This window comes from Variovorax sp. EBFNA2, from assembly GCF_033802765.1.
Taxonomy (GTDB): domain Bacteria; phylum Pseudomonadota; class Gammaproteobacteria; order Burkholderiales; family Burkholderiaceae_C; genus Variovorax; species Variovorax paradoxus_H.
Genome location: NZ_CP138496.1, coordinates 6,450,906 through 6,463,879, shown reverse-complemented (window position 1 = coordinate 6,463,879; position 12,974 = coordinate 6,450,906). Strand labels below are relative to the sequence as shown.

The following is a 12,974-nucleotide window of genomic DNA, read 5'->3' as shown; positions in this document are numbered from 1 at the left end:
GGGCGCTTGAAAAAGTGATGGAACCCTCGGGCATTTCTTGTATAGGTATTGTGGATATTCTCTGCTGGAAGGCGCCGGGCATTCTAACTTGTCAAAACCTTATCCACATGCTGCGCTGCACACGGAAAGGCCCGCAAATCCAGTCGAAGATTGTTCCGGCGGCCAATGTTTGCGATAATTGCGGGTTTCCCTGAAAAGCCTTCACAGCGTCTTTCGGGGGCCATCCGAAACTCGCTCCCCCAGCGCTCGCCAGGTTTGTGCATGCCTTCATGCGGAAACCGGCGCAAACAGGGAATCAGGAAACCATCATGAAACGCACTTACCAAGCATCCAAAGTCCGCCGCGCCCGTACCCACGGCTTTCTGGTCCGCATGAAGACCCGCGGCGGCCGTGCCGTCATCAACGCACGCCGCGCCAAGGGCCGCAAGCGCCTGGCCGTCTGACGGCACCCCACCTGCCGTTGTCAGCCGCCGACACGTCCGCGCAGGCTCCTGCAGCCTCTGCGCCTGGCCCCGCCAGCAGCGACGTACGCGGCCCGGCTTCTTTGCAGCGGCTCAAGACCCGCGCGCAATTCCAGGCCGTCCTCGCAGGTGCCACCGTGGCGCGCACTGCCCATTTCGCATTGCACCGCTGTGCGCTCGATGTTTCCGCATCGGGCGCCGCTTCGCTGTTTCCGTCCGATGAGGTCTGGCTGGGTGCCATGGTGCCCAAGCGCTGGGCACGCCGCGCGGTGACGCGCAACGCCATCAAGCGCCAGATCTACACCGTGAGCGCCGCGCCTGGCGTTGCTTTGCCGCGTGCCGCGCACGTGGTGCGCCTGCGCGCCGGTTTTGATCGCAAGGTGTTCGTGAGCGCCTCCTCGGACAAGCTCAAGGCCGCCGTGCGCGCCGAGCTCCAGCAGCTGCTGGCGCGCGCCGCGCGTCCGCCGGCACCGGCCGCCTCCCGCGCACCCGCCTCCGCATGAAACGCCTGCTGATCGGCCTCGTGAAGGGCTACCGCCTGCTGCTGAGCCCCTGGCTCGGGCAGTCGTGCCGCTTCACGCCGACCTGCTCCGTGTATTCGATCGAGGCGCTGGAAGTGCATGGCGCGCTCAAGGGCAGCTACCTGACTCTGTACCGCATCGCGCGCTGCCAGCCCTGGTGCCAGGGCGGCCACGATCCGGTTCCACCGGCATCACAGTGTCGTACTGACAAGTCAGGCTCACTGTTTTCGTCTCTTCTCTCCTCCGACAAGAAGTCTTCGTCATGAACGATATCCGCCGCACGATCCTGTGGGTGATTTTTGGTTTCTCGCTCGTGCTGCTGTGGGACCAATGGCAGGTCTTCAACGGCAACAAGCCGACCTTCCTGCCGTCGACCAAGCCCGCCGTCACGGCGCCGGCCGCCGGCACCGCCACCAACAACGGCGTGCCGACCGCGGCTGCCGCGGCCGGTGGCACCGCAGGTGCCGTGCCCACGCAGGCGGCCCCGGCCGCGCCGCGCGAGCAGGTCGTGGTGACCACCGACCTGTTCAAGGCGACGATCGACAGCGAAGGCGCCACGGTCAACCACCTCGAACTGCTCAAGTTCGACGAAGCCGACCGCACGAAGCGCGTCGTGCTGTTCGAGAACGGCTCGCCCGCCACGCGCTATGTGGCGCAGACCGGCCTGCTGAACCCGGTGGCCGGCGACGCCTTCCCCAACCACCTGACGGCCATGACGCCGAAGGCCGGTCCGCGCGCGATGGCCGACGGCCAGAACACGCTCGAAGTGAGCTTCGAAAGCGCCCCCGTCGGCGGCCTGAAGTACATCAAGACCTACGTGTTCAAGCGTGACGACTACGTCATCGGCGTGCGCCACGAAGTGGTCAACGTGAGCGACCAGCCGCGCGACGCGCAGCTGTACATGCAGCTGCTGCGCCACGGCACCGTGGCTGCGGGCACCATGTTCGGCACCAACACCTTCACGGGCCCGGCCGCGTACACCAACGAGAAGAAGTTCCACAAGCTCGACTTCAAGGACATCGCCAAGGGCAAGATCGAACCGCCGCCGCCGGCCAACGACGGCTGGATCGCGATGGTGCAGCATTACTTCGCGTCGGCCTGGCTGCTCAAGGGCGACCCGGCCAGCGAACAGCTGCGCCGCGAATTCCGCGTGAAGGACCTGGGCGACAACCTCTTCACCGTCGCCATGGTGGCCACGCTGCCGAAGATCGCCCCGGGCGCCACGCAGGTCGTGAACAGCGCGCTGTTCGCCGGCCCCGAAGAAGAAAAGAAGCTCGAAGCCATCGCGCCGGGCCTGGACCTGGTGAAGGATTACGGCATCTTCGCGATCATCTCCAAGCCACTGTACTGGCTGCTCACGCAGTTGCACGGCATCCTGGGCAACTGGGGCTGGGCGATCGTCGCGCTCGTGGTGCTGCTGAAGGCGGCCTTCTACTGGCTCAACGCCAAGGCGTACGCCAGCATGGCCAAGATGAAGGCCATCAACCCGAAGATCATGGAAATGCGCGAGCGGCTGAAGGACAAGCCGCAAGAGATGCAGCAGGAAATGATGCGGATCTACAAGACCGAAAAGGTCAATCCGATGGGCGGCTGCTTCCCCATCGTGATCCAGATTCCAGTGTTCATTGCGCTGTACTGGGTGCTGCTGTCGTCGGTTGAAATGCGCCACGCCCCGTGGATTGGCTGGATCACCGACCTGTCGGCACCCGATCCCTGGTACATCCTGCCGGTCGTGATGACGCTCACCTCGCTGTTCCAGACCTGGCTCAACCCGACGCCGCCCGATCCGATGCAGGCCAAGCTGATGTGGATCATGCCGCTCGCGTTCAGCGTGATGTTCATCTTCTTCCCGGCCGGTCTGGTGCTGTACTGGATCACGAACAACGTGCTGTCGATCGCGCAGCAGTGGTTCATCAACAAGCGCTTGGGCGTGCTGGGCAAGTAAGCAAGCCGCACGGCCTCCGCCACCCGCAAAGGGCCGCATCCGCGGCCCTTTGCTTTTTTGCTGAAAGAATCGCGCTGTCATGACCCTCGCCCGCACCTCCGATCCCATCGTCGCCATCGCCACCGCCCCGGGGCGCGGAGCGGTCGGCATCGTTCGCGTGTCGGGCGCCCGGCTGGCGCCGCTGGTCGAGGCGCTGTGCGCCCGCGCGCTCAAGCCGCGCGAAGCCACGTACCTGCCCTTTCGCGATGCGCAGGGCGAGCCGGTCGACCACGGCCTGGCAATCCATTTTCCGACGCCGCATTCCTACACCGGCGAAGACGTGCTCGAACTGCAGGCGCACGGCGGTCCGGTCGTGCTGCAGCTGCTGCTGTCGCGCTGCCTCGAGGCCGCGGCTGAAGTAGATCCGGCTACCAACCGCCCGCGCCTGCCCGGCCTGCGCGTGGCCGAGCCGGGCGAGTTCAGCCAGCGCGCCTTTCTCAACGGCAAGATCGACCTGGCGCAGGCTGAGGCCATTGCCGACCTGATCGACGCGAGCACCGAAGCGGCCGCGCGCAGTGCCGGACGCTCGCTGTCGGGCGCGTTCTCGCGCGAGATCCACACGCTGCGCGACGCGCTGATTCACCTGCGCATGCTGGTCGAAGCGACGCTCGACTTCCCCGAGGAAGAGATCGACTTCCTGCAGAAAGCCGACGCCACGGGCCAGCTGCAACGGTTGCAGGCACAGCTGGCCGCCGTGCAGTTGCGTGCCAAACAAGGGGCGTTGCTGCGCGAAGGCATCAAGGTGGTGATCGCCGGCCAGCCCAACGCGGGCAAGAGTTCGCTGCTCAACGCACTGGCCGGCGCCGAGCTGGCGATCGTGAGCGCCATCGCGGGCACCACCCGCGACGTGGTCTCGCAGACCATCCAGATCCACGGCGTGCCGCTGCATGTGGCCGATACCGCCGGCCTGCGCGACAGCACCGACGAGGTCGAGCAGATCGGCGTGGCGCGCGCCTGGGGCCAGATCGAAAGCGCCGACGCCGTGCTGTTCCTGCACGACCTGACGCGCGCCGGCCAGCCCGACTACGCCGCCGCCGACGCCGAGATCCTGGCCGGCCTGCGGCACAAGCTGCCGGCGAGCGTGCCGGTGCTCGATGTGTGGAACAAGCAAGACGCCGCATCGTCGGCCACGCCGCCGGCCGAAGGCATTGCGCTGTCGGCCAAGACCGGCGCGGGCATCGAGGCGCTGCGCGACCAGTTGCTGGCGATGGCCGGCTGGCAGGCCGTTCCCGAAGGCGTCTACCTCGCACGCGCGCGCCATGTGCAGGCGCTGGCCCGCGTCGAGACGCACCTCACGCTGGCGGCCGCCCACTTGGCGGCGCAGGCGCAACTGCTCGATCTGCTGGCCGAAGAGCTGCGGCTGGCGCAGAACGCGCTCAACGAGATCACCGGCGAGTTCGGCGCGGACGACCTGCTGGGTGTCATCTTTTCGCGCTTCTGTATCGGCAAATAGCGACACATGCGTGCGCTTCCCCGGCGAAAGCGTAAACAGTTGTAGCCGAACCTCAGGGCCTTCGCGGATACTTCGACTCACTTGCGGGGGTCGAGAAAAACATGTCCATCCAGAACCTGAGCCGCTCTATTGCGGAGAACCCGAGCGCCGACGCGTTCGCGCTGACCTTGAGCGTCGCGCAATGGGACACGCTCGCGGGCTACTTGCAGCCCATCGAAACAGCCATCGGCGACGTGCTGATCTCCCAGGGCACGCACGACCGCTCGGTGTTCTTCGTCGAAAGCGGCGCCATCAGCGTGCACCGCGTCAGCAGCAAGGAGCAGATGCGTCTGGCCGTGCTGTCGCCCGGCTCGGTGGTGGGCGAAGGCTCGTTCTTCTCACGCGAGCCGCATGCGGCCAACGTGGTGGTCACGGGCGCGGGGCGCGTGTGGCGCCTCACGGCCGTGCGGTTCTCAGAGATGTCGAACCGCCAGCCCAACATGGCGCTGGACATCGCGATGGCGCTCGGCGGCGTGATCGCCAAGCGCATGGCGCACCGCTCCAAGCGGGTGGCAGTCACCTGAGCGAGCTGAGCTGAGCTGAGCCTTCCGGCTCGCCGCGCGCTGCCAGCCGCCGCACAACAACAAGAACAAGTCTTCGTTTCCGATCCTGAGAATTGCTGGTGAGCCATGGCCTTGATCTGCCCGGTCTGTGACGCGGACAACCGCGACGGTGCCAACTTCTGCAGAAGCTGCGGCGGCCGGCTGTCGGCCGCCGACCGCGTGCCGCCCCCGGCGCCCCGTCCTGCCGATCGCGAATGGGCCACCACGGCACCCGCCCAGCTGCGCGCGCCGACCATTCCGGCGCCGTTGTTCGATCCCGCCGAGTCGAAGCGGGCATCGTCGCCCGCCTCCACCGGCTGGATGCCCGAGCCGCCACCACCGCCGCCGCCGGCGGATGAGCGAACCGTGATCGTGGCGCCGGGGCGTGGCGGCGCCGCATCGTCCTTGCCTCCGTCCCCGCGGGTCGATCGGCCGAAGACGCGGATCAAGGTCAAGCGCATCAAGCCACCCGAGCCGGTGCTGCGCCCGCGCGGCATCGGGCTGTGGCTGGGGCTGCTCATCGTCGCGCTGTTGCTCGTTGTCGCGGGCTGGCTGGGTTACGGGACTGGCGACAAGGCGCCCGAGCCGGGCGTGGTGCCGACGCCGGCGATCGCGCCCGCTCCCGTCGTGGCACCGCCAGCGGTCGAGCCCGCGCCCGTCGCCGCCGAGCCCGCCCCGCCCGTGGCCGAACCGCCACCCGCCGAAGTGGTCGCCGAGTCCGCGGAATCCGCACCCAAGCCGACGCCTGCCGCGAAGCCGCGCAAACCGGCGACACCTCCCACGCCGGCGCCCCAGGCCGCCCCGCCCGCAGCGCCTCTGGCCGCCGTGCCGTCCCCCGCGCCCGCACCGCCAGCCCCGCCGGCCGACCCGCAGGCCCAATGCGGCGACCGCAACTTCATCGCCAAGGCGCAATGCATGGCGGCCCAGTGCGTGAAGCCCGAGTACAAGTCGCACGCGCAGTGCGAAGCGGTGCGCCGTCAGCAGCGCATCGACGAAGAAAAGCGCAATCCGTCGCTCTTGAACTGAGCGCGCGCCGGCCCCGGCGGCCTCAGCCTTTTTGCAGCCGCTCGATGGCAATCGCCAGCGCGGCGGGCTTGCCGGACAGCACCAGGGTGTCGCCGTCCGACAGCAGCGTGTCGTCGTCCGGCACGCGCGCCTGACCGTCCTGGCGGCGCAGGTTGGCCACGCGCACGCCCAGCGTCGGCAGCGCCATCCGTCCCAGCGTCTGGCCGATCGCGCGGGCGCCCGGCGTGAGCGTGAAGCTGTTCAGGCGCTCGTGATCGATCTCGTCGGCGTTGTCGTCATCGGCGCCGTGGAAGTAGCCGCGCAGCAGGTTGTAGCGCGCGTCGCGCTGGTCCTGCACCACGCGGATCACGCGCCGCATCGGCACGCCGACCAGCGCCAGCGCATGGCTGGCGAGCATCAGCGAACCCTCGATGGCCTCGGGCACCACCTCGGTGGCGCCGGCGGCCTGCAGCTTCTCGAGGTCGTGGTCGTCCTGGGTGCGCACGATCACCGGCACGTGCGCCGCGTGGGCGCGGGTGTTGGCCAGCACCTTCATCGCGCCCCCCACGTCGAGGTAGGTGACCACCACCGCGCTGGCGCGCGCCAGGCCTGCCGCCATCAGCGCCTGCAGCCGCGCCGCGTCGCCGAACACCACCGAATCGCCGGCCGCGGCGGCTTGGCGCACGCGGTCGGGGTCGAGGTCGAGCGCCATGTAGGGAATGCCTTCGCGCTCCAGGATGCGCGCCAGGTTCTGGCCGCAGCGCCCGTAGCCGCAGATGATCACGTGCTGCGCGGTGTTGATGGTCTTGCGCGCGATGCTCGTCATCTGCAGCGACTGCTGCAGCCAGTCGCTCGCCACCAGCTTGCGCACGATGGTGTTGGTGTACATCACGATGAACGGCGTGGCCAGCATCGAGAGCACCATCGACGCCAGCACCGGGTTGGCCAGCCACGGCGGCAGCAGGTTGCGGTCTTGCGCGAGCGTGAGCAGCACGAAGCCGAACTCGCCGGCCTGCGCCAGGTACAGGCCGGTGCGCAGCGACACGCCCGAGGTCGCGCCCAGCACCCGCGCCAGCACCGTCACCAGCCCCAGCTTGAACAGCAGCGGCACCACCAGCAGCACGGCCACCAGCCGCCAGCGCTCGACCACGATGTGCCAGTCGAGCGACATGCCGACGGTGATGAAGAACAGCCCCAGCAGCACGTCGTGGAAGGGGCGGATGTCGGTCTCGACCTGGTGCTTGTATTCGGTCTCCGACACCAGCATGCCGGCGATGAAGGCGCCCAGCGCCAGGCTCAGCCCGGCCAGTTCGGTGAGCCAGGCCAGGCCCAACGTGATCAGCAGCACGTTCAGGATGAACAGCTCTTCGCTGCGCCGCCGCGCCACCAGCGTGAGCCACCAGCGCATGATGCGCGGCCCGCCGTAGAGCAGCACGCCGATGAGGAAGGTCGCCTTCACTAGCGCAAAACCCAGTGCCTTGGCCAGCGCCTCGGGCGGCGCGCCCAGGGCGGGAATCAGCACCAGCAGTGGCACCACGGCCAAATCTTGAAACAGCAGCACGCCCATCACGCGCTTGCCGTGCTCGCTCTCCAGCTCGAGCCGCTCGGCCATCAGCTTGACCACGATGGCCGTGCTGCTCATGGTGAGCGCGCTCGACAGCGCCAGCGTGGTCTGCCACCCGAGCTGCCAGGCCGGCGGCAGCTGCGTGGCGATGAGCAGTGCGCCGACGGTGGCCAGCGCCATGGTCAGCAGCACCTGCAGCAGACCCAGCCCGAACACGTGCTTGCGCATGGCGCGCAGCTTGGGCAGGCTGAACTCGAGCCCGATCACGAACATCAGGAACACCACGCCGAATTCGCCCAGGTGGCGGATGCCTTCGGAGTTCTGCGCCAGCGCCAGCGCATGCGGGCCGATGAGCACGCCGGCCGTCAGGTAGCCGAGCATCGGCGGCAGCTTGAGCGACCGGCAGGCCACCACGCCGATCACCGCGGCCAACAGATACAACAGCGTGAGATCGAACGAAGACATAGGCGCCGATGCTAGAGCAATGTCCGTGCCCCGGGCTTCCCCGGGCCATGTGATCCCCGACCGCGCCCGCCTCGTAAAATCCGGCGATGAGCTCCCGCCCCGCCCCGACCCCCATGGTCGACCCCGAAGCCATCCTGGCCCGGGCACGCGTCACATTCGACATCGAAGCCGAAGCCGTCCTCGGCCTGAAGGCCCGCGTCGGCCCGAGTTTTGTCGAGGCCGTGCGCAAGATTCTCGAAGTGCGCGGCCGCGTGGTCGTGATGGGCATGGGCAAGAGTGGCCACGTCGGCCGCAAGATCGCCGCCACCCTCGCCTCCACCGGCACGCCCGCGATGTTCGTGCACCCGGCCGAGGCCAGCCACGGCGACCTCGGCATGATCAAGTCGGTCGACCTCGTGCTCGCCATTTCCAACAGCGGCGAGGTCGACGAACTCACCGTGCTGCTGCCGGTGGTCAAGCGCCAGGGCGTGCCCCTGATCGCCATCACCGGCCGTGCCGATTCCACCCTGGCGCGCCATGCCGACATCGTGATCGATGCCGGCGTCGCCAAGGAAGCCTGTCCGCTGAACCTCGCGCCCACCGCAAGCACCACCGCCCAGATCGCCATGGGCGACGCGCTGGCCGTGGCTTTGCTCGATGCACGCGGTTTCGGTTCCGAAGACTTCGCGCGCTCGCACCCCGGCGGCGCGCTGGGCCGCAAGCTGCTCACGCACCTGAGCGACGTCATGCGCTCGGGCGACGAGGTGCCGTGCGTGCCGCCGACGGCCACCGTCAGCGAGCTGATGCGCGCGATGAGCATCAAGGGCTTCGGCGCCGCCGCGGTGGTCGAGCCCGACGGCCGGGCGCTGGGCATCTTCACCGACGGCGACCTGCGCCGCCTCATCGAAGCCGGCGCCGATCTGCGCACGCCCAAGGCGGCCGACATCATGCACCGCGACCCGCGCACCATCCGCGTCGACGCGCTGGCGGTGGAAGCGGCCGAACTCATGGAGCAATGCGGCATCACCCGCCTGTTCGTGATCGACAGCGCGGGGGTGATCGTCGGCGCGGTGAACACCAACGACCTGATGCGCGCGAAGGTCATCTGATGCCGCTTGATTTCCAGGCCGAGACCCTGCTGGCCGCGCAAGATGTGCGCATCGTCTTCTTCGACATCGACGGCGTGCTGACCGACGGCGGCGTGTACTTCACCGAGCACGGCGAGACGCTCAAGCGCTTCAGCATCCTCGACGGCTACGGCCTCAAGCTGCTGCGCAAGGCCGGCATCACGCCGGCCGTGATCACCGGGCGCGACTCCAAGCCGCTGCGCGTGCGGCTCGAGGCGCTGGGCATCGAGCACGTGCGCTACGGCACCGAAGACAAGCTGCCCGCCGCTGAGGCCATGCTGACGCAGCTCGGCTTCACCTGGGCGCAGGCCGCCGCCATCGGCGACGACTGGCCCGACCTGCCGGTGCTGACCCGTGTCGGCTTCGCGGCGGCGCCGGCCAACGCGCACGCCGAAGTGCGCGCCGTGGCCCGCTACGTCACCACCGCACGCGGCGGCGAAGGCGCGGCGCGCGAATTCTGCGACCTGCTGCTGACGGCCTGCGGCCAGTACCGCCCGTTGCTCGACGCTGCCCTGGGCCCCCGACCATGAGCCCGCAGCTGCGACGCGCCTGGAACCTGACGCGTGATGTGCTCGACCGCAGCACCATCTACCTGCCGATCATCCTGATGTTCGGCGTGGCGCTGGGCACCTACTGGCTGGTGCGCAACGCGCCCAAGCTGTTGGAGCCCACCGTCAAGGCCGCGCCCACGCACGAGCCCGACTACTTCATGCGGGATTTCGTCATCAAGAACTTCCTGCCCAACGGCGACCTGCGCAGCGAGCTGCATGGCGTCGAGGGCCGGCACTACCCGGACACCGACACCATCGAGGTCGACCAGGTGCGCATGCGCTCGGTGTCGCCCGAGGGGCTGGTCACGCGCTCGTCGGCCAACCGGGGCCTGTCGAATGCCGACGGCAGCGAGATCCAGCTGTTCGGCAACGCGATCGTGATCCGCGAACCGGCGGTCAGCGCGAGCGGCAAGGCCACGCCGCGGCTGGAGTTCCGGGGCGAGTTCCTGCACGCGTTCCTCGACACCGAAAAGGTGAAGTCGAACAAGCCGGTCACGCTCATCCGCGGCAGCGACCAGTTCACGGGCGATTCGCTCGACTACGACAACCTGAGCGGCGTGGCCAACCTCACGGGCCGCGTGCGCGGCGTGCTGGTGCCCTCGGCCGCGGCGGGCAAGCCGCGCTGAGCGGCTGCACTACAAAAACAAGTTCCCGGGAGACGACCGATACATGACCACCGCCGCACCGCTCGTCTTCATCACCGGCGCCTCCAGCGGCATCGGCCAGGCTTTGGCCGCGTCTTTCTACGACGCGGGCTACCGGCTGGCGCTGGTCGCGCGGCGCACGGCGGAGATCGACGCCTGGGCCACAGGTCGCCAGCTGGACGCGGGCCGCTACCAGGTCTACGGTGCCGACGTGGCGGACACCGACAGCATCGTGGCCGCCGGCACCGACTGCATCGCGCGCCAGGGCGTGCCCGACGTGGTGATCGCCAACGCCGGCATCAGCATCGGCATCGACACGGCCGATCGGTCGGACATCGACGTGCTGGCGCGCACCTTCGCCGTCAACAACGTGGGGCTGGCCGCGACCTTCCATCCGTTCGTGCAGGCCATGGTGAAGCGCGGCAGCGGGCGGCTCGTGGGCATCGGCAGCGTCGCCGCCATTCGCGGGCTGCCGGGGCACGGCGCCTACTGCGCGAGCAAGGCCGGCGTGGTCGCGTACTGCGAGAGCCTGCGCGGGGAATTGCGCACCAGTGGTGTGAAGGTTGTCACGCTGTGCCCGGGCTACATCGACACGCCGCTGACCCAGGGCAATCGCTACGGCATGCCCTTTCTCATGCAGCCCGAAGACTTCGCAGCCCAGGCGCTGCGCGCCATCGAGGCCGGCACCAGCTATCGCGTGATTCCGTGGCAGATGGGCGTGGTCGCCAAGGTCATGCGGCTGCTGCCCAACGCGCTGCTCGACCGCGCCGTGCAGGGCCGGGCGCGCAAGAAGCGCAGCGGCGAAGCCTGAGCTTCATCGCCGTCGCACAGGCAAAGAAAAAGGCTCCCGAGGAGCCTTTTCTGTTTGTGTGCCGTGAGGCATGCGAAGGATTGAACGGGGTTCAGTACCCACCGTTGCCGCCGCCGCCGTAGCCGCCACCACCGCCGCTGCGACCACCGCCGCCGCCGCCACGGGGACCTGCGCCGTAGGGGCTGCGGAAACCGCCATCGCCACCACCGCCGCCGCCACCCGAGCGACCACCACCGCCGCCGCCGTAGCCGCCGCCGCCGCCGTAGCCGCCGCCACCGCCGGAACGGCCACCGCCGCCGCCACCACCGTAGCCGCCACCACCACCGCCGCCGTAGCCACCGCCACCACCGCCGCCATAACCACCACCACCGCCGCCGTAGCCGCCACCGCCGCCACTGCGGGGGGGACGTGCTTCCATGGGACGTGCCTCGTTGACGACCACGCTGCGGCCACCCAGGGGTTGGCCGTTCATGCCGTTGATGGCGGCCTGTGCTTCCGCGTCACTGCCCATCTCGACAAAGCCGAAGCCCTTCGAGCGGCCCGTGTCGCGCTCCATCATGACCTTGGCGCTGGTCACTGCGCCGAACTGGCCGAAGGCCTGTTCGAGATCACCGTCGCGCACCGAATAAGGCAGGTTGCCGACGTAGAGTTTGTTGCCCATCAAGGGACTCCTATAAACACATCAAGAAAAGCGATGGAGTCCCGAAAGCATCACTCAAACGAGAGCCGCCGAGCCGCGCGAAACTGACCGATCACCGAGTTGCTTCCTCCCAAAATCAAGAGGGAGGCTTGTGCATTATGGGTGAAATATCAAAAAAGCAAGCATGAATTTGCGTCTTGAGGTAGCGACTTTTGAAACCAATGGAAGTTAGCGCACGCCTACCTGTTTGAGCCGGGCCAATTGACGATGCGGCTACAATTTGCGGGTCATTGGGGAGTAGCCGCCTTCCGCTTGCGAGAAGGGCCCGCGTCAACAGACTTGTCCTTGCCCCACGAGGACATGGCGCGTGCAGTGAACACACCTGGCGAGACCTTTGACCGCACAACTTCGGGAATATGGCCGAAGGTGTTGTGCGGTCAATTGCGTCCTTCGGCCCAAGGAACCCCACATCTCTCATGGAAGCTTTTCTCGTTGCAACGGGCGTGGTCGCGCTCGCCGAAATGGGCGACAAGACCCAACTCCTGGCCCTTTTGCTGGCCGCGCGTTTCAGGAAACCCTGGCCGATCGTGCTCGGCATCTTCGTTGCCACGGTCGTCAACCACGCGATGGCCGGCGCGGTCGGCAACTACATCACGCGTTGGCTCGGTCCCGAGGTGCTGCGCTGGATTCTGGGCGGCTCGTTCATCGCGATGGCCGTCTGGATGCTCATTCCCGACAAGCTCGATGAGGACGACGCTCCCGGCGTCTCGAAGTTTGGCGTCTTCGGCACCACCGTGATCGCCTTCTTCCTGGCCGAGATGGGCGACAAGACCCAGATCGCCACCGTCATGCTCGCCGCCCGCTTCACGCAGGACTACGCCTGGGTCGTCGTCGGCACCACGCTGGGCATGATGCTGGCCAATGCGCCGGTCGTGTGGCTGGGCGACAAGATCGTGCGGCGCGTGCCGATCAAGCTCGTGCACGGCATCTCGGCGGCGATCTTCCTGGTGCTGGGCGTCGTGATGATCGTCGGCTGGTAAGAAAAGAAGGAGGAATCCCTTCCAGAAACACCGCGGAACCGGCTTCGCCGGGCCGCTGGTGTTGCCCCCGGAAAGGGGGTTGGAGAAGCGACACGAAGTGCGCGAAGCCTGGGGGATATACTTGGTCTGCGCCGATTTGCTTCAGCTT

At 67.9% G+C, this 12,974-nt stretch carries 14 protein-coding genes and 1 riboswitch; of the genes, 12 read left to right on the top strand and 2 right to left on the bottom strand.

All coding sequences use genetic code 11. The features are described 5' to 3' along the window. The first annotated feature begins 308 nt into the window (after positions 1 to 308). From rpmH to RZE79_RS30410, 7 genes are all read left to right on the top strand, one after another. Entirely contained in the window at positions 309 to 443 is a 135-nt protein-coding gene (rpmH, locus tag RZE79_RS30440; RefSeq protein WP_007834827.1) for a 50S ribosomal protein L34, read from the top strand. A 101-nt stretch (positions 444 to 544) separates the two neighbouring features. Next, the gene (locus tag RZE79_RS30435) at positions 545 to 964 is read left to right on the top strand and encodes a ribonuclease P protein component (RefSeq protein ID WP_319361345.1); all 420 of its coding nucleotides are present in this window, start codon (positions 545 to 547) and stop codon (positions 962 to 964) included. Then, positions 961 to 1,248, top strand: a complete 288-nt coding sequence (gene yidD, locus RZE79_RS30430) for a membrane protein insertion efficiency factor YidD (protein WP_319358259.1) — start codon at positions 961 to 963, stop codon at positions 1,246 to 1,248. The genes RZE79_RS30435 and yidD overlap by 4 nt, the downstream gene beginning before the upstream one ends. Further along, positions 1,245 to 2,927 (top strand): membrane protein insertase YidC, encoded by a 1,683-nt coding sequence (gene yidC / locus RZE79_RS30425; RefSeq protein WP_319358257.1) that lies wholly within the window; start codon positions 1,245 to 1,247, stop codon positions 2,925 to 2,927. Before yidD ends, yidC begins: the two co-directional genes overlap by 4 nt. A 79-nt stretch (positions 2,928 to 3,006) precedes the next feature. Beyond that, the gene (mnmE, locus tag RZE79_RS30420; RefSeq protein ID WP_319358255.1) at positions 3,007 to 4,419 is read left to right on the top strand and encodes a tRNA uridine-5-carboxymethylaminomethyl(34) synthesis GTPase MnmE; all 1,413 of its coding nucleotides are present in this window, start codon (positions 3,007 to 3,009) and stop codon (positions 4,417 to 4,419) included. Positions 4,420 to 4,520: 101 nt separating this feature from the next. Continuing rightward, entirely contained in the window at positions 4,521 to 4,982 is a 462-nt protein-coding gene (locus RZE79_RS30415) for a Crp/Fnr family transcriptional regulator (protein ID WP_153281396.1), read from the top strand. Between the two features lie 105 nt (positions 4,983 to 5,087). Then, complete coding sequence (locus RZE79_RS30410; RefSeq protein WP_319358252.1) at positions 5,088 to 6,026, top strand: zinc ribbon domain-containing protein; 939 nt, start codon at positions 5,088 to 5,090, stop codon at positions 6,024 to 6,026. Positions 6,027 to 6,048: 22 nt separating this feature from the next. Here RZE79_RS30410 and RZE79_RS30405 read toward each other — a convergent pair whose 3' ends face one another. Then, positions 6,049 to 8,034, bottom strand: a complete 1,986-nt coding sequence (locus tag RZE79_RS30405; RefSeq protein WP_319358250.1) for a monovalent cation:proton antiporter-2 (CPA2) family protein — start codon at positions 8,032 to 8,034, stop codon at positions 6,049 to 6,051. A gap of 86 nt (positions 8,035 to 8,120) precedes the next feature. Here RZE79_RS30405 and RZE79_RS30400 point away from each other — a divergent pair, with 86 nt between their 5' ends. From RZE79_RS30400 to RZE79_RS30385, 4 genes are read left to right on the top strand one after another with little or no spacing between them, the layout of a single operon-like run. Next, positions 8,121 to 9,122, top strand: a complete 1,002-nt coding sequence (locus RZE79_RS30400) for an SIS domain-containing protein (protein ID WP_101490709.1) — start codon at positions 8,121 to 8,123, stop codon at positions 9,120 to 9,122. Further along, positions 9,122 to 9,670: an HAD hydrolase family protein gene (locus tag RZE79_RS30395; protein WP_319358247.1), complete on the top strand. Its 549-nt coding sequence runs from the start codon at positions 9,122 to 9,124 to the stop codon at positions 9,668 to 9,670. Before RZE79_RS30400 ends, RZE79_RS30395 begins: the two co-directional genes overlap by 1 nt. Next, complete coding sequence (lptC, locus tag RZE79_RS30390; RefSeq protein WP_194274045.1) at positions 9,667 to 10,317, top strand: LPS export ABC transporter periplasmic protein LptC; 651 nt, start codon at positions 9,667 to 9,669, stop codon at positions 10,315 to 10,317. Before RZE79_RS30395 ends, lptC begins: the two co-directional genes overlap by 4 nt. Before the next feature lie 43 nt (positions 10,318 to 10,360). Further along, positions 10,361 to 11,146: an SDR family oxidoreductase gene (locus RZE79_RS30385; protein WP_319358245.1), complete on the top strand. Its 786-nt coding sequence runs from the start codon at positions 10,361 to 10,363 to the stop codon at positions 11,144 to 11,146. 91 nt (positions 11,147 to 11,237) lie between these two features. Here the strand turns inward: RZE79_RS30385 and RZE79_RS30380 are convergent, their stop codons facing one another. Next, the gene (locus RZE79_RS30380; protein ID WP_319358243.1) at positions 11,238 to 11,807 is read right to left on the bottom strand and encodes an RNA-binding protein; all 570 of its coding nucleotides are present in this window, start codon (positions 11,805 to 11,807) and stop codon (positions 11,238 to 11,240) included. A 259-nt stretch (positions 11,808 to 12,066) separates the two neighbouring features. Continuing rightward, positions 12,067 to 12,245: riboswitch (yybP-ykoY riboswitch) on the top strand. A 17-nt stretch (positions 12,246 to 12,262) separates the two neighbouring features. Between RZE79_RS30380 and RZE79_RS30375 the strand changes: the two genes are divergently transcribed. Continuing rightward, entirely contained in the window at positions 12,263 to 12,826 is a 564-nt protein-coding gene (locus tag RZE79_RS30375; protein ID WP_319358241.1) for a TMEM165/GDT1 family protein, read from the top strand. Positions 12,827 to 12,974 lie beyond the last annotated feature (148 nt).